Below are 24,571 nucleotides of genomic sequence, written 5' to 3' on the forward strand. Positions count from 1 at the left end.
GCTGGGGGCTCGCCGCGGGCGGCGCGGGAGTCGGGCGACATCCGGTCGTAGCGGGCCATGAGGGCGTCCGACAGGCGGGGTGCGGCGATGTTGAGCAGCTCCCCGACCCGCCCGGCGAGCAGGTCGACGGTCACGGGCCGCTCCTCCAGGGCCCGGACGACGCGGGCGCCGGCCTGCTCCGGGGTGAACGCGCGACGGTCCTCGTAGGAGTCGGTCGGCACGACCATGGCGGTCCGCACCAGCCCGAACCGCATGTTGGTGAAGGTGACGTTGTCGGCGTAGGTCTCGCGGCCGGCGATCCGCGACCAGGTGTCGAGCGCGGACTTGGAGGCGAGGTAGGCGGCGAACTTCGGCGCCTTCATCTGGACGCCCCAGCTGACCACGTTGACGACGTGGCCGAACCGCTGGGCCCGCATCGCCGGGAGCAGCCCCATCGTCAGCCGCACCGGGCCGAAGTAGTTGACCGCCATCGTCCGCTCGAAGTCGTGCAGCCGGTCGTGGGAGAGGTGCAGCGACCGGCGGATCGAGCGCCCCGCGTTGTTGACCAGGTAGTCGACCACCCCGTGCTCGGCGAGCAGCGTCGCGACCAGGGCGTCGACCGCCCCGGCGTCCGTCACGTCACAGGGGTACGCCGCCGCGGACCCGCCCGCGGTGACGATCTCGGACCGCAGCCGCTCGAGGTGGTCGCCGCGGCGGGCGACGAGCGCCACCGTCGCGCCGCGCTGCGCGGCCAGGCGCGCTGTCGCCTCCCCGATGCCGGAGGAGGCACCGGTGACCACGACCGTCCGGCCCGCGAGCGGGCTGGGCGTCGTCCGGCCGGAGATCCGGCCCAGCCGGCGGCGCCACCGGGCACGAGGCGTCTCGAGGAGCAGTCCCACCCGAGCGAACCTAGTGGGTCTCCCACTGGAAGAACCGGGCGGCCAGCAGCGTCAGCACGGCGGCGAACCCGGCGAGCACGGCCATCGGCACCAGCACGGCGGCCGGCCCCTGGCCGCGGACCATGACGTCGAGCATGCCCTCGTTGAGCCAGCGCAGCGGCAGCAGCCGCGAGAACGCCTGGAGCCACGGCGGGGCGGCGTCGAGGGGGAAGAACGACCCGCTGAGGAAGGCCATCGGCAGGACCATGAAGTTGGCCATGTTGACCGCGCCCTCGACGGTCTTGGCGATGGCGCCGGCGAAGAGCCCGACGGCCATGAAGCAGAGCGTGCCGACGACGAGCAGCGGGATCGAGGCCCACCACGACCCGGTGAGGGTCAACCCGAACGCCGCGGCGCCGAGGCCGAGGAAGACGGCGAGCTGGACCAGGGCGATCCCGATCGTGACGACGACCCGGGCGGCGACGACGGTGCGGGTGGAGACCGGCGCCAGCTGGAGCCGGCGCAGCAGCTTGCTCTGGCGCCAGCCCTGGAGGGTGGCCGCCGCACCGAACGCGGCGCTCATGGCGACCGCCCAGCCGAGCAGACCGGGGGTGACGAACTGGATCGTGGTGAGGCTGTCGTCCTCGACCCGCTCCGCGGTGAGCGTGTAGGTCGGCGGCGCGCCGGTCGCTGCCACGTTGGCGCCGTCGACGAACGCACGCAGCGTCCCCTGGGTCACGGCGGCCTTCACCTGGTCGGTCTGGGTGTAGTGGGCGACCAGCTCGTCGCCCTGCATCTCGACCGCCACGTCGGCGTCGCCGTCCCGCACGGTCGCGATGGCGGCATCGAGGTCGTCGGACTGCTCGACCTCGAACGTCTCGTCGAAGGCCTCCTGCGCGCCGGGCGGCAGGTCGTCGAACAGGGCGACCTCGCCGACCTGGACCATCTCGACCTTGGAGGTGCCCTGGTCGGCGAAGAGGCCGCCGAAGAGGACGAGGAACATCAGCGGGAAGACGAGGGCGAAGAAGAGCGAGGCCTTGTCACGGACGAAGCCCCGGACGATCGCGAGCGAGAGCGAGCGGAAGGCGGAGGTCGCGGCGGTCACTGGCGGTACTCCCGGCCGGTGAGGTCGAGGAAGACGTCCTCGAGGGTCCCGCGCTTCTCCACGACCCGGACCGGCGCGTCGAGCGCCTCGACGAGCGCCGCGGGGGTGTCGAGCCGCAGCAGCCGGCCGCGGTCCATGATCGCGACCCGGTCGCAGAGCACCTCGGCCTCGTCCATGTAGTGGGTCGTCAGCACGACGGTGCGGCCCGCCTCGTTGATGCCGCGCAGCAGGTCCCAGAGGTTGCGCCGCGCCTGCGGGTCGAGCGCGGCCGTCGGCTCGTCGAGGAAGACCAGCTCGGGGTCGTGGACCAGCGCGCACGCGATCGAGAGCCGCTGGGTCTGCCCGCCGGACAGGTCCTCCACGCGGGTGTCGGCCTTGTCGACGAGGCCGACCCGCTCGATCCACTCGTCGCCGCGCGCGCCCGGCACGCCGTAGAGCGCCGCGAAGGTGTGGATCTGCTCGCGCGCCGTCAGCCGCTCGAAGAACGAGGAGGCCTGGAGCTGCACGCCGACGCGCGGGAGCAGGCCGGGGTTGCGCGGCCAGACCGGCTCCCCCAGGACGGTGATGGTGCCGGAGTCGGGCTCGCGGAGCCCCTCGACCATCTCCAGCGTCGTGGTCTTCCCGGCGCCGTTGGGGCCGAGGATGCCGAAGAACTCCCCCTCGGCCACCTCGAACCCGACGCCGTCGACCGCCCGCAGGTCGCCGTAGGTCATGACGAGGTCGTGGACCTCGATCGCTGCTGGCATGGGTCCAGCCAACTCGCGCCGGCCCGGCGCCTCAACCGACTTTGGTAGCCGTCTGCGGCCAGGGGTCGGCGGCCTCGAGCTGGGCCGCGAGCGAGATCAGCACCTCCTCGCCGTCGGTCGGGGCGACCAGCTGCACCGAGAGCGGCAGCCCGTCGTCGGCCACCCCGCGCGGAACGGCGGCGGCCGGGTTGCCGGCGACGTTCCAGAGCGCGGCGTAGGCGATGGCCGGCATCGAGCGCAGGGCCGCGCCGACCGGGCCGACGCCGTCGAGGACCCCGACCTCGGGCGGTCGGTGGGCAGTCGTCGGGGTCAGCAGCACGTCGACCCGGTCGAAGACGCGGTTCGCCTTCGCCGAGACCCGCTCGGTCGCGGCGAGTGCCCGCTCGATCACGCCGTCGGTCACCCAGCCGCCGAGCCGGTAGGTGGTCCGCGTACGCCGCTCGAGGCGGCGGTGGTGCTCGACCTCGTCGGCCTCGGTCCGGATGCCGGCGAAGAACTGCGGGACGAACGCGAGGGTCTGGTCGGGGTAGCGCGGGTCGACCTCCACCACGTCGTGTCCCATCTCCACGAGCAGCCGGGCGGTCTGCTCCACCGCGGCCACGTGGCGCGGGTCGGGGCGTACGCCGGGCGCTGCCGGCTTCACCGACCAGCCGATCCGCAGCCGGCCCGGCTCCCGTCGGGCCGCAGCCACCAACGACCCGATCTCCCCGGCCCGCCACCGGTCGCCGTCGAGCGAGCCGTCGACGACGTCGTGGACGATCGCGCTGTCGAGGACCGTCCGCGTCAGCGGCCCGACCACCCCGAGCGACCACCACAGGTGCGGGTGCGGCGCGGTCGTGACCCGGCCGCGCTGCGGCTTGAGGCCGAAGAGGCCGCACATCGCGCTCGGGACCCGGATCGAGCCGCCACCGTCGCCGCCCATCCCGATCGGCACCATCCCCGACGCGACCGCGACGGCCGTGCCCCCGCTCGAGCCGCCCGGCGTCCGCGTCGGGTCCCACGGGTTGCGCGTGGCGCCGTAGGCCGCGGACTCGGTGTAGGGCCAGGCGCCGAACTCGGGCATCCGGGTCTTGCCGACCACGACCGCCCCCGCCGCCCGGAGGCGGCGTACGACCTCGCCGTCCGCGGCGACCGGGGTGCTGTTCCCCCGACCACCGAAGGTGGTCACGCAGCCGGCGACGTCGAGCTCCTCCTTGACCGCGACCGGTACGCCGTGGAGCGGGCCCAGCGCGTCGCCGCGGCGCTGCTGCTCGTCACGGGCGTCGGCCTCGGCCCTCGCCTGGTCGCGCAGCACGACGCTGAACGCGTTGAGCTCGCCGTCGGCCTCCGCGATCGCGGCCAGCGAGGCCTCGGTCGTGGCGCGGGCGGTGGTCTGCCCCGCCGCCACGGCGGCGGCGGTCGCGGCGACGGTGTCGGTCATGCGGGGACCCTAGGGGCCGGGTCGCCGGGCGTGGGGACGGGGGTCAGCCCTGCAGCAGGCCGCGGACCACCCGCAGGCCGACCGACAGCCGGGCCAGGTCGGCCTCGTCGTCACGGCAGATCTCCTCCAGCGTGGCGGAGGCACGCGTGACGGTGACCTGGTCGGCCTCCTCCCACGCGGCGATCCGGGCGGCGGCCGAGTCAGAGGGTGGCGTCCCGTCGAGGACCTGGGCGGTCAGCTGGCTGTGGACGCCGTAGAGGTCGTCGCGGAGCGCACCGCGCGCCATCGTCTGCCAGACGTCCTCGCGCGGCAGCGCGAAGATCCGGCGGACGAGGAGCGGGAGCCCGAGCCGCTCGCCGAGGGCGAAGTGGACGCGGGCGACGTCGGCAGGATCGAGGTCGTCGCGGGCCTGCGCGACCTCGACAATCCCGAGCAGCGCGTAGGCCGGGTCGAGGACGGCCACCCGGGTGGCGAGCTCCTCGGGCACCCCCTGGCCGACCCAGGCATCACGTCGGGCCTCGAGGTCCTCCCGCTCGCGGCCCGTCATCAGGTCGGGCAGCCGCTCCATCAGCGACTGCACCGGACCACGGAAGTGGTCGACCGTCGCGGAGCTGTCGAGCGGGGGCCTGCGGTTGGTGACCAGCCAGCGCGAGGCGCGCTCGACCAGGGTCCGCATCTGGATCCGCATCCGGGTCTGGACCCCGGCGTCGATCCGGTTGTCCCAGCGCTCGAGCTCCTGCCGCAGCGGCAGCGACCCGAAGATCTCGCGGGCGACGAAGTTGGCCCGCGTGAGCTCTGCGGCGCCTGCCCCGGTCTCGCCGGACAGCCGCGGCACGAAGGTCATGCCGGCACCGTTGACGAGGTCGTTGACGACCTGGGTCACGATGATCTCGCGCCGCAGCGGGTGGTCGCGGACCTGCGAGAGGAACGCCTCCTGCACCGGCTTCGGGAAGTAGCCGACCAGGTCGACGTCGCAGTAGGGGTCGTCGGGCAGGTCGCTGGCGAGGAGCTCGTCGGCGAGCACGATCTTGGTCCACGACATCAGGACCGAGAGCTCCGGCACCGTCAGCTCACCGCCGCGCTCGAGCCGGCGGCGCACCTGCCGCGACGTGGGCAGCGCCTCGAGATCGCGGTTGAGGACGCCGCGACGCTCGAGCTGCTTCATCCAGTCCTCGTGGACGTGGAGCAACGAGGGGGCGTGGGCCACCGCGTTGGCCAGCGCGAGGTTCTGCTCGTAGTTGTCGCGCAGCACCAGGTGGGCGACCTCGTCGGTCATCTGGGCGAGCAGGTCGTTGCGGGAGTCCTCGGTCAGGTCGCCGCCGACCACGACCCGGTCGAGCAGGATCTTGAGGTTCACCTCGTGGTCGGAGGTGTCGACGCCTGCGGAGTTGTCGATGAAGTCGGTGTTGATCCGACCGCCGCGCACGGCGTACTCGATCCGGCCGAGCTGGGTGAGCCCCAGGTTGCCTCCCTCGCCGACGCACTTGACCCGCAGGTCGCGGCCGTTGACGCGGATCGCGTCGTTGGCCTTGTCGCCGGCGTCGGCGTGGGTCTCCTCGGCCGCCTTGACGTAGGTGCCGATGCCGCCGTTCCACAGCAGGTCGACCGGCGCCAGCAGGATCGCGCGCATCAGCTCGGCCGGCGTCATCGACGTGACGTCGTCGCCGAGGCCGAGGGCACGGCGGACGTTCTCGTGGACCGGGATCGACTTCATCGAGCGGGAGTAGACGCCGCCACCCTCGCTGATGAGCGAGGAGTCGTAGTCCTGCCAGCTCGACCGCGGCAGCTCGAACAGGCGCTTCCGCTCGGCGTACGACGCCGCGGCGTCGGGCGTCGGGTCGAGGAAGATGTCGCGGTGGTCGAACGCGGCCACCAGCCGGGTGGTCTGCGAGCAGAGCAGGCCGTTGCCGAAGACGTCGCCGGACATGTCGCCGATGCCGACGGCCGTGAACTCCTCGGTCTGGCAGTCGACGCCCATCTCGCGGAAGTGGCGCTGCACCGAGACCCACGCGCCCCGGGCGGTGATGCCCATCGCCTTGTGGTCGTAGCCGACCGAGCCGCCGGAGGCGAACGCGTCGCCGAGCCAGAAGCCGTAGTCCTTCGCCACGCCGTTGGCGATGTCGGAGAAGGTCGCGGTCCCCTTGTCGGCCGCCACGACCAGATAGCTGTCGTCACCGTCGTGGCGCACGACGTCGCGCGGCGCGACGTTCTCGCCCTCGACCAGGTTGTCGGTGATGTCGAGCAGGCCGGAGATGAAGGTCTTGTAGCAGGCCACGCCCTCGGCGAGCCAGGCGTCGCGGTCGCCGGGGTCGGGCAGCTGCTTGCAGAAGAACCCGCCCTTGGCGCCGACCGGCACGATGACGGTGTTCTTGACCATCTGTGCCTTGACCAGGCCCAGGACCTCGGTCCGGAAGTCGTCGCGGCGGTCGCTCCACCGCAGGCCGCCGCGGGCGACCGGGCCGAAGCGCAGGTGGACGCCCTCGACCCGCGGGGAGTAGACGAAGATCTCGAAGGACGGCCGCGGCTCCGGCAGGTCCGGGATCGCCGACGGCTCGAGCTTGAACGACAGGTAGGACTTCGTCGCGCCCTCGGGACCGGGCTGGAAGTAGTTGGTGCGCAGCGTCGCGCGGACGTGGGTGAGGTAGGAGCGCAGGATGCGGTCGTGGTCGAGGCTGGCCACGTCGTCGAGGGCGCTGCCGATGCGCTCCTCGAGCGCCGCGGTGCGCTCGGCGCGGTCGTCGTCCTTGCCGGCCGGGTCGAAGCGGGTCTCGAAGAGCCGGACGAGCAGCCGGGTGATGTCGACGTTGCCGGACAGCGCGTCCTCGATGTAGTCGAGGGCGAAGGGGCTGTTGCCCTGACGCATGTACTTCGCGTAGGCGCGCAGGACGGTCGCCTGCCGCCAGGTGAGGCCGGCGTCGAGGACCAGCCGGTTGAAGCCGTCGATCTCGTTGTTGCCGTCCCAGATCGCGCGCAGCGCGTCCTGGAAGCGGTCGGGCGAGTCGGGCGCGGTCCTCTTGTCGTAGCGCAGCCCGAACTCGTAGACGAAGGTCGGGCGCGCGAGGCCGGCGAGGACGTAGGGCCGCTCGTCGACGACCTCGACGCCCATCGACGACAGCATCGGCAGCACCTGCGAGAGCGAGAGCGGGCTGCCGGTGCGGAAGACCTTCAGCCGCCCGTCGATCGCGCGGTCGTCGGGGCGGTAGAGCCGGATGGCGATGCCGTCGTCGGACAGGCCGTCGACGAGCGCGAGGTCGGCAGCGCCGATCGCCGGGGAGAAGTCCTCCTTGTAGGCCTCCGGGAAGCTGTCGGCGTAGGCCCGCGCGAGCGCGGCTCCGCGGTCCTCCCCCAGCTCGGCCATCGCCGCGGAGATGAAGTCGTCGCGCCACGAGCGCGACGCCTCGGCCAACAGCTTCTCGAGCTCGCCGGGGTCGACGTCGGGGATCCGTTCCCCCGCCGGCGGGTGGACGACGAAGTGGACGTTGGCCGTGGCCGACTCCCCCATCCGGACCGAGAACTCGACGTGCTCGCCGCCGAGCTGCTCCTGGAGGATCCGGGAGAACCGCTCGCGGACGCTGGTGTTGTAGCGGTCGCGCGGCAGGTAGACCATCGCCGTGACGTAGCGGCCGTAGGTGTCCTTGCGGATGAAGATCTTGACCTGGCGACGCTCACGCGCCTGCATCACCTGCACGGAGGTGTCGGCCAGCTCGTCGGTGGAGGTGTGGAAGAGCTCGTCGCGCGGGAAGTTCTCCAGGGTGTCCATCAACGCCTTGCCCGCGTGGCTGCGCGGGTCGAAGGCCGCCCGCTTGAGGACCTCGCGCGCCTTCTCGCGCAGCATCGGGATCCGGGTGACCGACTCGGTGTAGGCGGCGCTCGAGAAGAGGCCGAGGAAGCGGCGCTCGCCGACGACCTCGCCCGCGGCGTCGAACGTCTTGACACCGACGTAGTCGAGGTAGGCCGGGCGGTGGACGGTCGCGCGGCTGTTGGCCTTGGCCAGCACCAGCAGCGTCTTCTCACGCGCCTTCGCACGGACGGCGGCCGGCAGCTTGCCGAAGGAGGACGACATGTCCTGGTCGAACCGGAGGATGCCGAGGCCGGTGCCGGGGAGCGCCCGCAGCACGTCGTCGCCGTCGACCGTCTCGAGCTGGTACTCGCGGTAGCCGAGGAACGTGAAGTGGTCGTCGGCGAGCCAGCGCAGCAGCTCGGCGCCCTGGGCGACCTCCCCGGCCGGCAGCGGCGGCGGGTCGGCGACGAGCTGGTCGACGACCTGGAGCGCCGTCGCGTGCATCTTCGGCCAGTCCTCGACGGCGTCGCGCACGTCGCCCAGGACGCGCTGCAGCGCCTCCTCCAGCGAGCGCGCCTCCTCCACGTCGCCGACGCGCGGGATCTGCACCTGCATCCACGACTCGCGGACCGCGCCGTCGGCCACGGCGACGGACCCGTCCTCGACCCCGTGGACCTCCTGCAGCGCGCCCGTGATGTCGCGCACGACGTCCATCTGCGGGTGGACGACCAGGCGGACGTCGTGGCCGAGCCGCGCGAGCTCCATGGTGAGCGAGTCGACGAGGAAGGGCATGTCGTCGGTGACGACCTGCACCAGGCTGTGGCCGCCCGCGGACCAGCCCGCGTCGGGGCCCGGCGTCAGCACGCGGACCCGCGCGGTGCCCTGCGGCCGCTGCGCCGCGAGCTCGAGGTGGGACTCCAGCGCCCCGGCGAGGTCGTCAGCGCCGAGCTCGCAGACGTCCTCGGCGGCGACGTTGCGGTAGTAGGGCCGCACCAGCGGGCCGGAGGGCGGACCCGAGCGGTCACCCTCCGCGACGGGGCCGGCGTCCACGGACGCGGCCGCGGTCAGCAGAGCGGACTTCTCCTCGTCGAGCGTCGTCGCCACGAGGCCGACACTATGACCACCGGGCGGTGCCGACAACACGGGGTCGTCACCCCCCTCCGGAGGGCGCGTCGAGGTCGCTCGTCGGCCATGATGTGCCCCATGGCGAAGCGCATCACCCACGACCTGACCTACGACGCACCGCTGGCCGACGTCGCCGCGATGCTGGCCGACCCGGCGTTCCGCGAGGAGGTCTGCGAGCACCAGCGGGTGCTGCGCCACGACGTCGACGTCACGGGTTCCGGCGCCGGCATGCGGGTGCGCATCGAGCAGGTCCAGGCGGCCAAGGGCCTGCCGTCGTTCGCGACCCGGATCGTGGGCGACGAGATCCAGATCGTCCAGAGCGAGGTGTGGACGGCGGACGACCACGGCGACATCGTCCTGGAGATCCCCGGCAAGCCCGGCGAGATGTCCGGCACCGCCACCCTCCGTGAGTCGGGCGGCGTCACGACCGAGACCGTCGACCTGACCGTCAAGGTCTCGATCCCGCTCGTCGGCGGCAAGATCGAGGGCCTGATCGCCGACCTGCTGCTCAAGGCGCTCCGGGCGGAGCACACGGTGGGTCGGGCATGGCTCGCGCGGGGCTGACGTTCGCGGCCACCGCGCTGCTGCTGGCCGGCTGCGGCATCGACGTCACACCACTCGGGGACCCGCCGGCACCCACGCCCTCACCGAGCGCGTCGGGGTCCGACCCGGAGTCGGAGGGGGGCGGCGACGACGGTGGACCCGGATCGACCCCCGCCGTCCGGCACGCCGTACGCCGCCAGCTCGCGTCCGGCACGGGCCGGGTCACCACCACCCTCACCCTCGGTCCGCTGCGGGTGACCGACGAGGCGACCTACGACCTCGCGCGCGGCTTCACGATCCGGCGCCAGCTCACCTCCCCCGACGGCACGGTCGAGATCGAGGGCACCGTCGTGGGCCAGGACCTCTGGTACCGGCTGCTCGCCCCGCAGGAGCTCACCTGCTGGATCCACACCACGCCCGACGCGCTCCAGGGCTTCACGACCCGCACGGTCGCGTGGACCCCGGCGAGCGCGCCTCGACCGGTGGTGCCGAGCGGCGTGAACGTCCTCGGGGCGTTCAAGGGCACCGGTGAGCCCGACAGCTCCGGCAACCACCCCGGCACGACCCGGCTCGCGATGGTGATCGAGCTGGTCGGTGCGCCGGCGCTGCGTGCCGCCGGGCTCAGTCGCGCCGACCGCACGCGCGTCGACGCCCGGCTGCGCATCGTCGACGGCCACGTCACGACCCTGGTCGTCGACGGCCCGGCCATCAACGCCGGCCTGAAGGAGGCCGACGCGACGCTGCCCGGGGGCCGCGAGTCGACCCGCCACGCGATCGTGTCGTTCAGCCAGTCCCGCAGCCGGGTGTCGCTCTCGCCACCGCCGCCGGCCGCCGTCGTGGAGCTCGGCGACGCCGGCGACGAGTTCGAGCAGGACCTTCGGGACTGCGAGCAGGCTCAGCCCTGAGGCTGCTCCTGCTCATCGGCACCGGTGTCGCGCGCGTCCTGCCGGCGGCGCACGAGGATCACCAGGGCGAGGAGGACGAACGGGCCGAACGCCAGGCCGATGGTGAGGGCCTGCTCGACGCCGTGCAGGGCACCGAGGTGCATCGGATTCATCGCCCCATGCTCTCATCCGACGGTGCGGAGCAGGCCGGTTCCGGCCCCTCCGTCACCACCCCGCCCTGCGCGACGCGCGTGAACCCGCAGGACTCGTTGCCGGCCACGAGCCGACCGGCTCGGCCGGCCCGGGTGGTCACCCCATGTAGGGGTAGCGGTAGTCCGTCGGCGGGTCGAAGGTCTCCTTGATGGAGCGCTGGCTGGTCCACCGCATGAGGTTCTGCGGGGCGCCGGCCTTGTCGTTGGTGCCGGAGGCCCGCGCACCGCCGAACGGCTGCTGGCCGACGACCGCGCCGGTCGGCTTGTCGTTGATGTAGAAGTTGCCGGCCGCGAAGCGCAGCTCCTTGCGGGTCCACGCGATGGCCTGCCGGTCCTGCGCGATGACCGCGCCGGTCAGGGCGTACGGCGCGAACGACTCCATCTGGCGCACGACGTTCTCGTAGCGGCTGTCGTCGTAGACGTGGACGGCCAGGATCGGGCCGAAGTACTCGTCCTTGAACATCTGGTCGGTCGGGTCGGTCGACTGCACGATCGTGGGCCGCACGAAGTAGCCGACGCTGTCGTCGAGCTGGCCGCCGGCGAGGGTCGTGAGGTGCTTGTTGGCACGCACCCGGCCCAGCGCCTTCTTGTGCTTGGCGAAGGCCCGGTCGTCGATGACGGCGCCCATGAAGTTGGAGAAGTCGGTGACGTCGCCCATGGCGATGCCCTCGGTCTCGGCGACCAGGTCGTCCTTCATCCGGTCCCACACCGACTTCGCGACGTAGGCGCGCGAGGCCGCCGAGCACTTCTGGCCCTGGAACTCGAAGGCGCCGCGGATCAGGGCGGTGCGCAGCACGTCGGGGTCCGCGCTCGGGTGGGCGACGACGAAGTCCTTGCCGCCGGTCTCGCCGACGATCCGCGGGTAGGAGCGGTAGCCGGAGATGTTCTCCCCGACGGTGCGCCACAGGTGCTGGAAGGTCGGCGTGGAGCCGGTGAAGTGGATGCCGGCGAGGTCGGGGTGGTTCAGCGCGACCTTGGAGACGTCGAGGCCGTCGCCGGGGAGCATGTTGATGACGCCCGGCGGCATGCCGGCCTCCTCCAGCAGCTCCATCGTCAGCGACGCGGCGAGCTGCTGGGTGGGCGAGGGCTTCCAGACGACCGTGTTGCCCATCAGCGCCGGAGCGGTCGGCAGGTTGCCGGCGATCGCGGTGAAGTTGAAGGGCGTGATCGCGTAGACGAAGCCCTCGAGCGGGCGGTGGTCGGTGCGGTTCCAGATGCCCCGGCTGTTGGCGATCGGCTGCTCGGTGAGGATCTGCTTGGCGTAGTGGACGTTGAAGCGCCAGAAGTCGATCAGCTCGCAGGCGGAGTCGATCTCGGCCTGGAACGCCGTCTTCGACTGGCCGAGCATGGTCGCGGCGTTGATCCGCTGGCGCCACGGGCCGGCGAGCAGGTCGGCGGCCTTGAGCAGGATCGCGCACCGCTCGTCGACCGGCATCGCGCGCCACATCGGGGCGGCGTCGAGGGCGGCCTTCACGGCAGCCTCGGCGTCCTTGGTCGAGGCGCCCTTGAAGGTGGCGAGCACGTGCTGGTGGTCGTGGGGCTGCACGACCTTCGTCTCGGCGCCGCCTCCGTTGCGCCGCTTGCCGTTGATCACCGCGCGCAGCACCGGCTGCCGGCGCTCCTGCCGGTCGAGCTCTGCGACCAGCTCGTCACGCTCCGGCGTACCGGGCGCGTAGGTCAGGTTCGGCTCGTTCAGCGGAGCCGGGGGCATCGTGATCGCGTCCATGCGGCCGACCCTAGCCGCGGGTCGAGCGGGCCGTCACCTCCGGTTCAGCCGGCCAGGACCGCGGCGATCTCCTGGACGCCGAACCAGAGGAGGTCGTCGTCGGGGTCGCCGTCGGGGGTGCGGTCGGCGGTGTCGGCGTGGACCGCGGCCCACGTCGCCAGCGGGAGGTCGCGATCGGCGTCGCCGGGGGCGTCCGCGACGACCACGACCCGGCGGCCGTCGGCCGGACCCAGGGCGGTGGCGAGGTCGGCCGCGGTCATGAGCGCGGCGTACTCGCTGTCCTCGTCGTCGGCCGGCGCCACGACCCGCTCCGCGTCCGCCGGTACGCCGCCGGCTGCGTGCCAGGCGGCGAGCAGCGGCCGCGTCGCCGGGACGTAGGCGCGGCTCACCGGTCGCCCGTCCGTGAGGGCCGACGGCCCCGCGGCGCTCGCGGTCGTGCGTCGGACGCGGCGTCGAGGAGCTCCTCGAGCGCCTCCGACAGGCACTGCCCGAGCACGTCGACGTCGGGCAGCAGGTCGCGGTCGGCGGTGAGTCCGTAGTGGACCCATCCGTCGTAGGAGGTGACGGCCACGGCCAGCGCGTGGCCGGGCAGCAGCGGGTGGACCGGATAGGTCTCGACCATGCGGGCGCCCGCGGCGTAGAGCGGTGACTGCGGACCGGGGACGTTCGTGACCTCCAGCTGGAAGCCGCGGCGCAGCTCCTCGGCGGCGACCCGCGCGCCGATCGCGTGGAAGGTCGCGGGGGCGAACCCGGCGATCCCGGCCAGCCGGTTGGCGGCGACGCCACGGCCGGTGTCGCGGTGGACCTGGAAGGAGTAGGAGACCTGGTGGAGCCGCACGACCGGGCTGGGCTCGCCCACCGGCAGCGAGACCCGGTGGGCGGCGATCTGGCTGCCGAGCGAGGTCGCCTCGAGCTCGTCGTCGATCACCGACACCGGCACCACGGCCTTGACGTTGCGGACGCCCGCCAGCGACTCGGAGCGGGCCATCGCCCAGCCGCGCAGCGCGCCGGTCACGGTCGCGAGCACCACGTCGTTGACGGTGCCGCCGTGGGCGTCGCGGACCGCACGGTGGTCGGCCAGCGGCAGCCGGACGGTGACGACCCGGCGCTGCTGGGAGAGCCCGCCGGTGATCGGCGACTCCGGCGTGGGGCGGCGGTTGGTCAGCGCGTCCGCGACCTCGCCGGCGCGACCCGCGACGTGGCCGGCGGTGCGCAGCAGGGCCGCCGCATTGCCGCGGACCGTGTCGAGCGCGAGCCCCGGGCGGTCGATCGTGTCACCCACGGCCTCGGCCACCAGCCCGAACGGCGTGGCCCGTCGCGCGGGTCGCCACTCGTCGCCGCCCAGCGACTTCGGCTCGGCCGTGGTGTCGAGGAGGACCTGGCCCAGGTCGACGGTGTCGACGCCGTCGACGAGCGCGAGGTGCGACTTCGTCAGCACCGCGACCCGGCCGCCCTCGAGGCCCTCGACGAAGTAGACCTCCCACAGCGGTCGGCTGCGGTCGAGCGAGCGCGAGACGATCCGCGCCACGAGCTCGCGCAGCTGGTCCATCGAGCCCGGGCGCGGCAGCGCGGAGCGGCGTACGTGGTAGGCGAGGTCGAAGTCGGGGTCGTCGCGCCACGTCGGGTTGGCCAGCCGACCGGGGACCGACACCAGCTTCTGCCGATAGCGCGGCACGAACGAGATCCGGTCGGCGATCAGCTCGACGAGCCGGTCGTGGTCGAAGCCCGAGTCGCCGGGGTCGAAGACCTCGACCGTGGCGTGGTGCATGGGCGCCGAGGGCGACTCGAGCCCGAGCAGGTCGAGGTCGCGCGGTCGCAGCCGTTGACCCACAGCCGTCCCCTTTCCGAGCCGTTCCCGGGGCGCTCGCGCCGCGGGTTGTCCGTCGTGGGATTCTGGCAGAGGTATCCGGACGGGCCCCACCCCGGTGATGGTCCGTCCCGTCGACGAGAGGACCGAGACGTGCGACGTGTGGCGCTCCTGGCGACCGTGCTGACGACCCTGCTGGCGCTGTCCGGGTGCGGTTCGGACGACCCCGACCCTGACTCCGGCTCGGGATCGACGGACAGCGGCCGGATCGAGGTCACGTTCGAGGGCGACGAGGCCCCCGAGGTCCAGCGGGTGCCCGTCGCGGTCGGCGAGAAGGTCGAGATCGTCATCAAGTCCGACCAGCCCGGCGAGCTCCACGTCCACTCCGACCCCGAGGAGGAGCTGGACTACGAGGAGGGCACCACCACGCTCACGGTCACCATCGACCAGCCCGGCGTCGTCGACATCGAGCGCCACGAGCCCGAGGCGCTGGTGCTCCAGCTCGAAGTGAGCTGACGTGGAGGGTTGGGACCTCCTCGCCCACGGCCTGGGCGGGCCTGCCGACCTGCCCATCCCGCCGGAGCTCGCGATCGCGGGCGCGGTGGCGGCCCTGGTCGTCTCCTTCACGATCCTGGCCGTGGCCTGGCGCTCGCCCCGCTACGACGCCGCCACCTCCGGGCGCCCCGCCCCGGCGTGGCTCGCCGGGGTCGTCGACCACCCGGCGTACGGCGTGGCGCTGCGGGTCGTCGGCCTGCTCGGCTTCGGCTGGTTCTGCCTGGCCGCGGTGCTCGGCCGCGACCTGCTGACCAACCCCGTCTTCGGGATGTTCTACGTCTGGTGGTGGGTCGGCCTGGTGCCGGCGTCGGTCCTGCTCGGGCCGGTGTGGAAGACGATCAGCCCGGTCCGCAGCCTCAACGCCGGCTTCGCGCGGCTCACCGGGAGCGATCCCGACCGCGGCCTGGTCGACTACCCCGACCGGCTCGGCCACTGGCCGGCCGCGGTCGGCCTCTACGCCTTCGTCTGGATCGAGCTCGTCTACCCGTTCTCCACCGAGCTGGGCCCGGTCCGGCTCTGGGTCGCCGCCTACGTCGCGGCGATGCTGCTGGGCGGCGCGGTCTTCGGCTCGACGTTCTACGAGCGCGCCGACCCGTTCGAGGTCTACTCCTCGCTCTGCGCCAAGCTCTCGCCGTGGGGTCGGCGCGACGGCGACCTCGTCGTCCGGAGCCCGCTCGCCAACCTCGACACGGTGACCCCCCGCGCCGGGCTCGTGGCCGTCGTCGGCGTGCTCTTCGGCAGCACCGCGTTCGACTCCTTCCGCGACAGCCTGGAGTGGATCCGCTTCACCCAGGCGTCGACGGTGTCGACGGTCCTGCTCGACAACCTCGCCCTGCTCGCCTTCTGCGCGGGCGTGACCCTGCTGCTGGCGGGCGGGGCTGCTGCGACCGGCGTCGGTCCGGACGTACGCCGTCGCGAGCTGCCGAACCTGCTGGCCCACTCGATCGTGCCCATCATCGTCGGCTACATCGTCGCCCACTACGTCAACTACTTCGTCGAGGTCGGCTGGGACACCCTCGTGCTCGCGAGCGACCCGTTGAGCAACGGGGCGAACTGGCTCGGCACGGGTGACCTCGACCGGATCACCTGGCTGTCGTCGCACCCGACGTTCCTGGCCTCGCTCAAGGTGGTCGCGGTGGTCATCGGCCACGTCGTCGCTGCCGTCGCGGCCCACGACCGGGCGGTGCGGATCCTGCCGCGCCACCACCAGGTCACCGGTCAGCTGCCGATGCTGGCCGTGATGGTGTGCTTCACCGCCGGCGGGCTCTACCTGCTCTTCGCCGCCTGAGCCGCCGGGACCAGGGCCTGCGCCACCGCGGCGACACCACGTCCCACCGCGGAGTCCCCGACCTCGGCGAGCGACCGGCCGGCGACGAGGGCGCGGTCGACCGTCGCACGGTCGTCGGGGAGGAAGTGGAGCCGCTCGGGGACGGCGAGGCCACCGAGCATCGCCGCGATCGACTGCTCGCTCCAGCCGAGGGTCGGGCGCATCCGGTTGACCACGACCCACGGCGCGACCCGGCCGACCGTCTCGCGCAGCTCGACGAGGCCGCGGGCGAGCCGGGCCAGCCCGACGGGATCGGCTCCGCCGACGACCACGACCTCGTCGGCGGCCTCGAGCGCCTCGATCGTCATCGTGTTGCGACCGGTACGTCCGGCGTCGAGGGCAGCGTCGCGCTCGAGGCTGGCGCCGGTGTCGACGACCGTCACCCCGTGGCCGCGCGCGACGTCGAGGAGGTGGTCGACCACGCCGGCACGCACCTCGACCCACCGGTCGGCGCGCGGCAGGCCCGTGACGACCGTGAGCCGGTGGTCCAGCGAGCGCTGCACCGAACCGAACCGTTCGGGGAGCTGGCCGCTCGCCACCAGCCGGGCCGCGGTCAGCAGGCCGCTCGCCTCGTCGACGATGCCGAGCTGCTGGGCCACGGCGCCGCCCCACGGGTCGGCGTCGACCAGCACCGTGCGGTGGTGGCGGCCGATCTCGGCGGCGAGCCCGGTCGCGAGCGTCGTACGGCCCGGGGCACCGGCGGGACCCCAGACCACCACGACAGGACCAGCCTCGCCCGGTCCGGGCAACGGCTCCTGCTCGAGCGCGCGATCGTCGCGGACCACGGTGTCGTCGGGCTCGTCCCCCGCGGCGACCAGGTCGGGCAGCGCGGCCAGCTCGTGGTCGCCGACGAGGGCGCGGACACCGATCCGGGTCGCACGCAGGGCCGCCGCGTCGAGCTCGGGACCGCCGGGCAGCACGGCGACGGGTCTCACGCCGTGGCCGCGCAGGTGGTCGACCGCCGTGTGGTCGAGGCCGGGGGCGTCGAGAGCGACCACGGCGACGTCGGCCTGGCCGGCCGCCGCGGAGGCGAGCAGGTCAGGGGCGTCGACGCAGCGCTTGAGCACGACGACGTCGGGACGCTCACCGAGCCGGGTGAGGGCGGCGGACTCCCACGCGGCACCGGCCGCGAGGACCAGGGTCACGACCACCGGGCTCATCCGGCCGCGACCGTCACGACGGGCGCCTCGAGCCCCGCGAGCAGGGAGAACCAGGCGTCGGCCTGGCCCTGGTCGACCGCGACCACGACCTGGCGGGCGCCGGTCAGGTCGTCGGCCGACGGGGCGTCGACGACGGTGACCCCCTCGAGGGCAGCGCCCTCGCAGGCACGGCACGGGCCGGTGTCGCGGACGTAGACGCTCACCACGGAACCGGTGCGCACGCTGCGCGGCACCAACGTCGGCTCGACGGCCAGCGGCAGGTGGAGCACGCCCGTCTCGGCGGCGTCCCCCAGCGCGGACCGGGGCAGCAGCTCGCCCTCGCCGACCCCCACCAACAGGCGGGCGTCGGCCGGCAGCGGCACGTCGGCCGCGAGGTAGCGGTCGAGGTCGGCGGGGTCGACGAACCTGACCCGCTGGGAGCGGAGGTCGTCGCCGGCGAGCTCCTCGCCGGCGGCGAGGTCGCTCGCGGCCGCCCACACCGGCACCGACTCGTCGGCACTGCCGAGCAGCCGGGCTCCCGCGACCACCGAGACCATGCCGATGACGACGCCGACCCAGAGCCGGGGGTCGCGCCACCCCGGCCGCGTGGCGCGGGTGGCGGGCGCCGGTTGCTGGGAGTCCCCGAGACTGCTCACGCGCCCCATCATGTCCGGCCCCGGCGTCCTCCAAACCCGCTCGTCCACAGGCACGCGGGTCGACGTCGCCGACGCGACCCACGCAGTGCGACGATGTCGCCATGGCCGGATCGCCCCGCTTCCTGACCCTCGCCGACGTGGCCGAGGTGCTCAACACCTCCAGCGCGCAGGTCTATGCGCTGGTGCGGCGCGGCGACCTGCCCGCGATCAAGATCGGCGGTCGCGGCCAGTGGCGCGTGGAGTCGGCCCAGCTCGAGGACTACATCCAGCGCATGTACGCCGAGACCCGCACGTTCGTCGACGAGCACCCCTACGAGGAGTCCGAGACCCCCGTCGACTCCTGACCGGGCGTCGTACGGGCCGCGCGCTCCCGGTCAGCCGACCTCGGAGTCGAGGGTGACGGAGACGGTGCGGGTCTCGCCGTCGCGCCGAACGGTGAACTCGATGGTCTCGCCGGGCTGGTAGGTGCGGATCGCGACGATCAGGGCGATGCCGTCGGTGACCCGCTGGCCGTTGACGGCGACCACCACGTCCCCCTCGGACAGGCCGCTGGACTCGGCAGGCGTGTCAGGCATGATCTCGTCGATCCGGGCACCGTCGGTGTCGTTGCCGCCGGTCTGCACCTTCGCCCCGATGACGGGGTAGCGCGCCTCGCCCGTCCGCAGGATCTGGTCGGCGGTGATCCGGACCTGCTCGATCGGGATCGCGAAGCCGACGCCGATGTTGCCGGCCTCGCCCCCGAGCCCCCCGCCGGTGGTGGCGATGGCGCTGTTGACGCCGACGACCTGGCCGCGCAGGTTGACCAGCGGGCCACCGGAGTTGCCGGGGTTGATCGCCGCGTCGGTCTGGACCGCGTTGATGTAGGAGGAGTCGTTGGCCGAGTCGCCGGTGGTGACCGGACGGTTCAGGGCGCTGACGATGCCCGAGGTCACGGTCGAGCTCAGCCCGAGCGGCGACCCGAAGGCGACCACGGGCTCGCCGACGCTGAGCCGCTTCGACGCGCCGAGCGCGGCCGGCGGCAGCCCGACGATGTCCTCGGAGTAGAGGACGGCCAGGTCGTAGACGGCGCTGCGCCCGACGACGGTCGCCGCATAGTGCTCACCGTCCTGGTCGACGATCTCGATCTCGCCCTTGTCGGAGGCGGCGTCGGCGACGACGTGGTTGTTGGTGACGACGTGGCCCTGCTTGTCGAGGACGAAACCCGAGCCCGTGGCCCCGCCTGCCTGCCCCTCGTACTCGGCGACGATCTGCACGGTGCTCGGCAGCAGCTGGTCGGCCACCCGGACCACGGACCTGTTGCTGCCGGTGAGCGGCGGGGTGTTGTTGGTCTCGACGCCGTCGAGCCCCCCGGAGACCGAGCCGGGCCCGCCGGTCGACTCGACCAGCGCGCTGCCGACCGCTCCCCCGACCACGCCGAGCAGCAGGGCGAGCGCGGCCACGCCGGGCCAGAGCCAGCCGGGCACCGAGGAGCGCTGGGTGCGCTGGACGGCACCGCTCGGGGCCGGCGCACCCCCGTAGGTCCCGGCGTACGGCGGGAGCGGGCGGGTGTCCGCGGCCGCCCACCCGCCGGGCGGCGACTGGTGGACCGGGGGCAGCCAGGACGCACCGGCGTCCGACTGTGGGGACGGCTGGGCGGGCCGGATCGGCTGCGTCGGCTCGGTGTCGTCGTCCTGGGGGTGCGTCACCGAGCCATTGTGACCCGACGCCGGTGACGGACCTACCGCGAGGGGCTGGGGGCGGTCTGGTGGAGCAGCTGCCCGGGCACCTCGACGGGCACCGGACCGGCATCCTCACCGGCCGTGCCACGGTCCAGCTCACCACCGATGTCGGTGACCGGTGCACGCCGGTCGGGGGCGGGCGGCTGCGCCTGTCCGAGGCCGAGCGCGAGGACGCCGAGCACGGCGACGCCGGCGGCCGACCCGCCGAGCAGGACGACGGCCGCGCGACGCGGCCGGTCGACGTCGGCGTGGGGGTCGAGATAGCCCGAGGGCGACGGCGCGCCGCAGCGCAGCGAGCTCTTGAGGTGGTCGGGCGCCGCCGTGCCCCGCGGGTGCTCGGGCAGCCCCGACAGCCGGGTCTTCACCCACCCCTCGCGCTCGACCAGGTCGCGGCAGAGGTGGCAGGTGTGGACGTGCGCCCAGGCGCGCTCGGCCTCGGCCGGCGGGAGCTGGCCGTCGAGCAGGGCGCTGACGCGGGAGCCGAGGTGACCGATCACGACGCTCCCCCCGGGGCCATCACCGGCCCGGAGTAGCGGACCCGGCCCTCGGTCGGCGCGCGGTGGGCCAACGACCGTCGCAGCATCGCGCGGCCGCGGTGGATGCGCGAGCGCACGGTGCCGAGCTTGGCGCCGAGGATGTCGGCGATCTCCTCGTAGGAGAGTCCCGCGACGTCGCAGAGCACGACCGCGGCGCGGAAGTCGGGCGGCAGGGAGCCCAGCGCGGCCTCGACGTCGTCGTCGAACATGCGGTCGTCGAGCGCCATGTCGGGCGCGGGGCCGCTGCTGCGGAGCGTGCCGGCGCGCTCGTCGGAGAGCGCGTCGAAGCGGATCCGCTGCTTGCGGCGAGCCCCGTCGAGGAAGAGGTTGGTGGTGATCCGGTGGAGCCAGCCCTCGAACGTGCCGGGCGTGTAGGTGTCGAGCCGACGGAAGACCCGGACGAAGACCTCCTGGGTCAGGTCCTCGGCGTCGTGGCGGTCACCCGTGAGGCGGTAGGCCAGCCGGTAGACCCGGTCGGAGTGGCGCTCGACGATCTCCTCCCACGACGGGACCTCGTGCGGCTCGCTCATCGTGGGCTCCTGGGGCTGACGCTTGGTGAACAGCGGACCATCCTCTGTGTCGACGACGCTAGGGCTCCGGGCTGAGAAGAACCTGTGAGCAGCCCCCTCACTTCCTGACTGCACCAACGACCGGGCGGTGCCGCGTGTTCCCGGGCGGCGGCGGCGCACGCGATAAGGTGCCGAGCACGCGTCGCCGACTCGGGCGGCCGGACTCAGGAGGCCACCATCACCGCATCGACGCCCGGGCCCCTCAAGCCCGCCAGCTGGTCCTACGCCGAGTCGTTCGTCGCCGAGGACGAGGTCCTCGCTGCCGCGCGCGGCCGCGCCGAGGAGGTCGGCGTGGTGCCGATCGGCCAGGGCGGTGGCGCGGCGCTCCAGTTCCTCGCCTCTGCGCTCGAGGCGCGCGCGGTCGTCGAGATCGGCACCGGCACCGGCGTCTCCGGGCTCTGGCTGCTCCGCGGGATGCGCGCCGACGGCATCCTCACCACGGTCGACATCGAGGCCGAGCACCAGCGGCTGGCCAAGCAGTCCTTCGCCGAGGCCGGCATCCCCTCCCAGCGCGCCCGCACCATCTCCGGCGCCGCGCTCGACGTCCTCCCCCGCCTCACCGACGGCCACTACGACCTCGTCTTCTGCGACGGCGACAAGCGCGAGTACGACGCCTACCTCACCGAGGCGCTGCGGCTGCTGCGCCCCGGCGGCGTGGTCGCCTTCGACAACGCCCTGTGGCACGACAAGGTGGCCGACCCCGCCCAGCGGGACGAGGAGACCGTCACCGTGCGCGAGCTCGGCAAGCGGGTCGCCGAGCACGACGACCTGGTCGCGGTGCTGCTGCCCGTCGGCGACGGCCTGCTGTGCGCGAAGAAGGTCTGGACCCCCGAGGTCGGCGAGTAGGACCCGCCGGCCCGCTCAGTAGCGGGACGCGGACTGGAAGCCGTCGCGGCCCTCGGCGATCGCGACGATCTCGCACTCCTCGATCAGCACCGGCGCGCTGCCGACGATCTGGGAGCCCGGCGACTCGGCCGCCTTCTGGCTGAAGGATCGCTGGAACTCGTCGCGGTCCTCGCTGGAGGCGAAGACGTAGCAGCCCTCGAACCACTGGCCCGCCCGCATCCGCCAGGTCTTGAACCGCAGCCCCGGCATGTCGTTGAAGCGGCCGTGGGACTTCTCGGCGACGTAGGTCGCGAGGGTCTCCTCGACGCCCTCCGGGGCGTCCTCGAGCGACCAGCGGACGGTGAGGCCGCAGAGGGTGCCGGACATCAGGAGATCCCTCCCAGGGGGTCGTCGGAGGTGAGCCAGCGCAGCAGCAGCCGTACGCCGAAGCCGGTCGGGCCCTTCGTCCACTCGTGGCGGTCGTCGGGCGCGTCGCCCACCGACGCGATGTCGAGGTGGGCCCAGGGGACGTCACCGACGAAGTGCTGGAGGAACAGCGCCGCCGAGATCGCGCCCGCATGGCGCGGGCCGTTGTCGGCGTCGGCGACCGGCGAGGCGAGGTACTCCTCGTAGTCGGGCACCAGGGGCATCCGCCACAGCGGCTCGCCCGCGGCCTCTCCGGCCGTCAGCAGCGCCGCGGACAGCTCGTCGCGGTTGGCGAAGAACCCCCCGGTGTGCTGGCCCAGCGCCACCTTCATCGCACCGGTCAGCGTCGCCACGTCGACCACGACGACCGGGTCGAGCTCGGCGACGGCGTAGGCCAGCCCGTCGGCGAGCACCAGGCGCCCCTCGGCGTCGGTGTTGGTGACCTCGCTGGTGCGGCCGCCGTAGTGGCGCAGCACGTCACCGGGCCGCAGCGAGTTGCCGCTGACGGCGTTCTCGGCGGCGGCGACCAGCCCGGTGACCCGGACCTCGCAGCCGAGGTCGCGGAGCGCCCCCATCACGGCCATGACGACGGCACCGCCGGTCATGTCGCGCTTCATGTTGGTCATCGCCTCGGCCGGCTTGATCGAGAGCCCGCCGGTGTCGAAGGTGATGCCCTTGCCGACCAGCACGACGCGCGGCGCGCGGCGGCCCTTCGGCGGCACGTAGTCGAGCCGGATCAGTCGCGGCGGCGTCGCCGAGGCCTGGCCGACCCCGAGGATCCCCCCGAAGCCCTCCTTCGTGAGGCGCTGCTCGTCCCAGACCTCGGCCGTCAGGCCGGTCTCGGCTGCGAGCTGCTCGGCCTGGTCGGCGAGCCACGGCGGGTTCTTGATGTTGGAGGGCACCGTGGCGAGCATCCGGGCGCGCCAGCCGGCGCCGCCGAGCACGACGCCCGTGCGCATCGCCTCGTCGGCCGCGTCGTCGGCACCGCTGGCGGCGAGCACCACCCGCTGGACCGGGCGGTGTCCGGGGCCGGCGCCGAGGTGGAAGGCGAAGCTGCCGAGGGTCAGGCCCACCACGAAGGTGGTCAGGCCCTCGAGGTCGGTGCCGGCCGCCACGGCGGCGGCCACGGCCTCACGGTCACGCGTCGCTCGCGCCAGGGCGGCGCCCGCACGACGGAGGTCGCGCGGGCTCTGGCTCCCGACACCGACCAGCAGGACGAGCCGGAGCGCCGGGTTGTCGTCGGTGCCGAGCGGCACCGGGACCGCCGTCACCTCGCCCGGGCGGCCGGTGGCCTGCTGGACGGCCGCGGCCTCGAGCAGGTCGACGCCGGCGGCGTCGCCGAGCTCGAGCGCGCCCGGGCCCAGCGTGGGTCCGTCGGTGGCGTCGTCGGTCCCGGCCGGGATCAGCGCGACCGCGACCACCTCGACGCCGGGGACGGCGTGGGGGCGGTCGGGCGTGAGCGCGAACTCGGGCGGAGAGACCTGCGGCGGGATGGTCGGCGGGGCGGCGGAGGTCACGCCGATCAGCCGGTGACGCCCTCGAGCGCCGTCCGCAGCTCCGCGGCCTCGTCAGCGTTGAGCTCGACGACCAGTCGGCCACCACCCTCGAGCGGGACGCGCATCACCAGACCGCGACCCTCCTTGGTGACCTCGAGCGGACCGTCACCCGTCCGGGGCTTCATCGCCGCCATCCGCGCACCTCTTCCTTGTTCGTCCCAGGACCTGCGTGCCGCGGTGCGGCCCCCCTTCAGGTCTATACCGGACCATTATCCCCCATGGCGGGCGTGATGCCGACCACAGGGCCCGGGGTCGGTGGCAGACTCCCCCGCATGCACGCCCGGTCCGCCCTCTTCGACGTGTACGGCGACCACCTGCGCAGCCGCGGGAGCCGCGCACTGGTGGCCGGTCTGGTGCGGGTCCTCGACCCCGTCGGCATCCAGGCACCGGCGGTGCGGACCGCGATCTCGCGGATGGTGTCCGAGGGCTGGCTCGAGCCGGTGCAGCTGCCCGGCGGCCGTGGCTACCGCGCCACCGACCGCACGATCCGATGGCTCGACGACGTCGCCGCGCGCGTCTACCGGGCAGCGGTCGACCCGTGGGACGGCCACTGGCACCTCGTCCTCGTCGACCAGCAGGGCGAGCGGCCAGAGCGGCAGCGGCTCCGGGCCGACCTCGAGTTCGTCGGCTACGCCGAGCTGACGCCCCACACGTGGATCAGCCCCTACGAGCGCGCCGGGCTCGACGAGGTGCTCGGTCGCGCGGGGGCCACGGCCCGCCGGGTGCGCGCCGACCGCGTCGAGCCGTCGCCGATCGGCGCCTGGGACCTGCCGGGGCTCGCGGCGGCGTACGACTCCTTCGTGGCGGAGGCCGACGCGCTGCTCGGCGACGCCGACGACGCACCCGCGGAGCGCGCGGACGAGGCCGCCTTCGCGGCCCGCTTCCGACTGGTCCACGAATGGCGCAAGTTCCTCTTCTCCGATCCCGGCCTGCCGCCCGAGCTGCTGCCCGACGACTGGCCGGGGCACGCCGCCGCCCGGCTCTTCTCGGGTGAGGCGGCGCGACTCAAGCCGGCCGCCGACAGGTTCGTCGCCACCTGCCTCGACTGAGGTCCGCGG

The 24,571-nt window shown here is 73.6% G+C and carries 24 protein-coding genes; 7 read left to right on the plus strand and 17 right to left on the minus strand.

Annotated features, from left to right (window positions below):
• The 5 genes from ABD091_RS04415 to ABD091_RS04435 form a co-directional block, all read right to left on the minus strand.
• Window positions 1–878: SDR family NAD(P)-dependent oxidoreductase (locus ABD091_RS04415; protein WP_343915933.1), on the minus strand; the 878-nt coding region annotated here is incomplete at its 3' end.
• 10 nt (window positions 879–888) lie between these two features.
• Window positions 889–1,962, minus strand: a complete 1,074-nt coding sequence (locus tag ABD091_RS04420) for an ABC transporter permease (protein ID WP_343915934.1) — start codon at window positions 1,960–1,962, stop codon at window positions 889–891.
• Complete coding sequence (locus ABD091_RS04425) at window positions 1,959–2,708, minus strand: ABC transporter ATP-binding protein (protein WP_343915935.1); 750 nt, start codon at window positions 2,706–2,708, stop codon at window positions 1,959–1,961. The genes ABD091_RS04420 and ABD091_RS04425 overlap by 4 nt, the downstream gene beginning before the upstream one ends.
• A 31-nt stretch (window positions 2,709–2,739) precedes the next feature.
• Window positions 2,740–4,128: an amidase gene (locus ABD091_RS04430; RefSeq protein WP_343915936.1), complete on the minus strand. Its 1,389-nt coding sequence runs from the start codon at window positions 4,126–4,128 to the stop codon at window positions 2,740–2,742.
• A 43-nt stretch (window positions 4,129–4,171) separates the two neighbouring features.
• Window positions 4,172–9,013 carry an NAD-glutamate dehydrogenase gene (locus tag ABD091_RS04435; RefSeq protein ID WP_343915937.1) on the minus strand — a complete coding sequence of 1,614 codons (4,842 nt, stop codon included), beginning with the start codon at window positions 9,011–9,013 and terminating at the stop codon, window positions 4,172–4,174.
• 99 nt (window positions 9,014–9,112) lie between these two features.
• Between ABD091_RS04435 and ABD091_RS04440 the strand changes: the two genes are divergently transcribed.
• Together ABD091_RS04440 and ABD091_RS04445 are read left to right on the plus strand one after the other, a co-directional pair.
• A complete protein-coding gene (locus ABD091_RS04440; protein WP_343915938.1) occupies window positions 9,113–9,598 on the plus strand; it encodes a DUF2505 domain-containing protein in 486 nt (161 codons plus the stop codon).
• Window positions 9,580–10,482 (plus strand): hypothetical protein, encoded by a 903-nt coding sequence (locus ABD091_RS04445; RefSeq protein ID WP_343915939.1) that lies wholly within the window; start codon window positions 9,580–9,582, stop codon window positions 10,480–10,482. The genes ABD091_RS04440 and ABD091_RS04445 overlap by 19 nt, the downstream gene beginning before the upstream one ends.
• Here ABD091_RS04445 and ABD091_RS04450 read toward each other — a convergent pair.
• The 4 genes from ABD091_RS04450 to ABD091_RS04465 form a co-directional block, all read right to left on the minus strand.
• On the minus strand, window positions 10,473–10,634 hold the full coding sequence (locus ABD091_RS04450; protein WP_343915940.1) for a hypothetical protein: 162 nt from the start codon (window positions 10,632–10,634) through the stop codon (window positions 10,473–10,475). The two genes, ABD091_RS04445 and ABD091_RS04450, sit on opposite strands and share 10 nt — an antisense overlap.
• 136 nt (window positions 10,635–10,770) lie before the next feature.
• Window positions 10,771–12,399, minus strand: coding sequence for an L-glutamate gamma-semialdehyde dehydrogenase (pruA, locus tag ABD091_RS04455; protein WP_343915941.1), 1,629 nt, complete (start codon window positions 12,397–12,399; stop codon window positions 10,771–10,773).
• Window positions 12,400–12,443: 44 nt separating this feature from the next.
• Window positions 12,444–12,788: a DUF6912 family protein gene (locus tag ABD091_RS04460; RefSeq protein WP_343915942.1), complete on the minus strand. Its 345-nt coding sequence runs from the start codon at window positions 12,786–12,788 to the stop codon at window positions 12,444–12,446.
• On the minus strand, window positions 12,785–14,230 hold the full coding sequence (locus tag ABD091_RS04465; RefSeq protein ID WP_343915943.1) for a WS/DGAT/MGAT family O-acyltransferase: 1,446 nt from the start codon (window positions 14,228–14,230) through the stop codon (window positions 12,785–12,787). Before ABD091_RS04465 ends, ABD091_RS04460 begins: the two co-directional genes overlap by 4 nt.
• 129 nt (window positions 14,231–14,359) lie before the next feature.
• Between ABD091_RS04465 and ABD091_RS04470 the strand changes: the two genes are divergently transcribed.
• Entirely contained in the window at window positions 14,360–14,722 is a 363-nt protein-coding gene (locus ABD091_RS04470) for a hypothetical protein (RefSeq protein WP_343915944.1), read from the plus strand.
• A 1-nt stretch (window position 14,723) separates the two neighbouring features.
• On the plus strand, window positions 14,724–16,049 hold the full coding sequence (locus ABD091_RS04475) for a hypothetical protein (protein WP_343915945.1): 1,326 nt from the start codon (window positions 14,724–14,726) through the stop codon (window positions 16,047–16,049).
• Here ABD091_RS04475 and ABD091_RS04480 read toward each other — a convergent pair.
• Together ABD091_RS04480 and ABD091_RS04485 are read right to left on the minus strand one after the other, a co-directional pair.
• The gene (locus ABD091_RS04480) at window positions 16,028–17,248 is read right to left on the minus strand and encodes a CpaE/TadZ family protein (RefSeq protein WP_343915946.1); all 1,221 of its coding nucleotides are present in this window, start codon (window positions 17,246–17,248) and stop codon (window positions 16,028–16,030) included. The genes ABD091_RS04475 and ABD091_RS04480 overlap by 22 nt on opposite strands.
• Window positions 17,245–17,883 (minus strand): hypothetical protein, encoded by a 639-nt coding sequence (locus tag ABD091_RS04485; protein WP_343915947.1) that lies wholly within the window; start codon window positions 17,881–17,883, stop codon window positions 17,245–17,247. Before ABD091_RS04485 ends, ABD091_RS04480 begins: the two co-directional genes overlap by 4 nt.
• 101 nt (window positions 17,884–17,984) lie before the next feature.
• On the opposite strand from ABD091_RS04485, the gene ABD091_RS04490 reads away from it, so the two are divergent.
• Entirely contained in the window at window positions 17,985–18,227 is a 243-nt protein-coding gene (locus tag ABD091_RS04490) for a helix-turn-helix domain-containing protein (RefSeq protein ID WP_343915948.1), read from the plus strand.
• Between the two features lie 30 nt (window positions 18,228–18,257).
• On the opposite strand, the gene ABD091_RS04495 is transcribed toward ABD091_RS04490, so the two are convergent.
• From ABD091_RS04495 to sigE, 3 genes are read right to left on the minus strand one after another with little or no spacing between them, the layout of a single operon-like run.
• Window positions 18,258–19,568, minus strand: coding sequence for a S1C family serine protease (locus ABD091_RS04495; protein ID WP_343915949.1), 1,311 nt, complete (start codon window positions 19,566–19,568; stop codon window positions 18,258–18,260).
• A 32-nt stretch (window positions 19,569–19,600) separates the two neighbouring features.
• Entirely contained in the window at window positions 19,601–20,098 is a 498-nt protein-coding gene (locus ABD091_RS04500) for an anti-sigma factor (protein WP_343915950.1), read from the minus strand.
• Entirely contained in the window at window positions 20,095–20,667 is a 573-nt protein-coding gene (sigE, locus tag ABD091_RS04505; RefSeq protein ID WP_343915951.1) for an RNA polymerase sigma factor SigE, read from the minus strand. The genes ABD091_RS04500 and sigE overlap by 4 nt, the downstream gene beginning before the upstream one ends.
• 330 nt (window positions 20,668–20,997) lie before the next feature.
• On the opposite strand from sigE, the gene ABD091_RS04510 reads away from it, so the two are divergent.
• Window positions 20,998–21,552 carry an O-methyltransferase gene (locus ABD091_RS04510; protein ID WP_425571484.1) on the plus strand — a complete coding sequence of 185 codons (555 nt, stop codon included), beginning with the start codon at window positions 20,998–21,000 and terminating at the stop codon, window positions 21,550–21,552.
• A 15-nt stretch (window positions 21,553–21,567) separates the two neighbouring features.
• On the opposite strand, the gene ABD091_RS04515 is transcribed toward ABD091_RS04510, so the two are convergent.
• Genes ABD091_RS04515 through ABD091_RS04525 form a run of 3 tightly spaced genes read right to left on the minus strand, consistent with a single transcriptional unit; the run spans window position 21,568 to window position 23,647 of the window.
• Window positions 21,568–21,918 (minus strand): hypothetical protein, encoded by a 351-nt coding sequence (locus ABD091_RS04515; protein WP_343915952.1) that lies wholly within the window; start codon window positions 21,916–21,918, stop codon window positions 21,568–21,570.
• Window positions 21,918–23,474, minus strand: coding sequence for a leucyl aminopeptidase family protein (locus ABD091_RS04520; protein ID WP_343915953.1), 1,557 nt, complete (start codon window positions 23,472–23,474; stop codon window positions 21,918–21,920). Before ABD091_RS04520 ends, ABD091_RS04515 begins: the two co-directional genes overlap by 1 nt.
• 5 nt (window positions 23,475–23,479) lie before the next feature.
• Window positions 23,480–23,647: a DUF3117 domain-containing protein gene (locus ABD091_RS04525; RefSeq protein ID WP_343915954.1), complete on the minus strand. Its 168-nt coding sequence runs from the start codon at window positions 23,645–23,647 to the stop codon at window positions 23,480–23,482.
• Between the two features lie 138 nt (window positions 23,648–23,785).
• Here ABD091_RS04525 and ABD091_RS04530 point away from each other — a divergent pair, with 138 nt between their 5' ends.
• On the plus strand, window positions 23,786–24,562 hold the full coding sequence (locus ABD091_RS04530; RefSeq protein ID WP_343915955.1) for a PaaX family transcriptional regulator: 777 nt from the start codon (window positions 23,786–23,788) through the stop codon (window positions 24,560–24,562).
• Window positions 24,563–24,571: the final 9 nt, after the last annotated feature.

It is taken from the genome of Nocardioides aestuarii (assembly GCF_039527245.1).
In the GTDB taxonomy this organism is placed as follows: domain Bacteria; phylum Actinomycetota; class Actinomycetes; order Propionibacteriales; family Nocardioidaceae; genus Nocardioides; species Nocardioides aestuarii.

What these genes read in the sequence shown, in the direction of transcription:
- ABD091_RS04525 (WP_343915954.1), bottom strand. Translation starts at nt 23,647, where the DNA reads ATGGCGGCGATGAAGCCCCGGACGGGTGACGGTCCGCTCGAGGTCACC.
- ABD091_RS04490 (WP_343915948.1), top strand. Translation starts at nt 17,985, where the DNA reads ATGGCCGGATCGCCCCGCTTCCTGACCCTCGCCGACGTGGCCGAGGTG.
- ABD091_RS04515 (WP_343915952.1), bottom strand. Translation starts at nt 21,918, where the DNA reads ATGTCCGGCACCCTCTGCGGCCTCACCGTCCGCTGGTCGCTCGAGGAC.
- ABD091_RS04445 (WP_343915939.1), top strand. Translation starts at nt 9,580, where the DNA reads ATGGCTCGCGCGGGGCTGACGTTCGCGGCCACCGCGCTGCTGCTGGCC.
- ABD091_RS04425 (WP_343915935.1), bottom strand. Translation starts at nt 2,708, where the DNA reads ATGCCAGCAGCGATCGAGGTCCACGACCTCGTCATGACCTACGGCGAC.
- ABD091_RS04450 (WP_343915940.1), bottom strand. Translation starts at nt 10,634, where the DNA reads ATGAATCCGATGCACCTCGGTGCCCTGCACGGCGTCGAGCAGGCCCTC.
- ABD091_RS04430 (WP_343915936.1), bottom strand. Translation starts at nt 4,128, where the DNA reads ATGACCGACACCGTCGCCGCGACCGCCGCCGCCGTGGCGGCGGGGCAG.
- pruA (WP_343915941.1), bottom strand. Translation starts at nt 12,399, where the DNA reads ATGGACGCGATCACGATGCCCCCGGCTCCGCTGAACGAGCCGAACCTG.
- ABD091_RS04530 (WP_343915955.1), top strand. Translation starts at nt 23,786, where the DNA reads ATGCACGCCCGGTCCGCCCTCTTCGACGTGTACGGCGACCACCTGCGC.
- ABD091_RS04480 (WP_343915946.1), bottom strand. Translation starts at nt 17,248, where the DNA reads ATGAGCCCGGTGGTCGTGACCCTGGTCCTCGCGGCCGGTGCCGCGTGG.
- ABD091_RS04440 (WP_343915938.1), top strand. Translation starts at nt 9,113, where the DNA reads ATGGCGAAGCGCATCACCCACGACCTGACCTACGACGCACCGCTGGCC.
- sigE (WP_343915951.1), bottom strand. Translation starts at nt 20,667, where the DNA reads ATGAGCGAGCCGCACGAGGTCCCGTCGTGGGAGGAGATCGTCGAGCGC.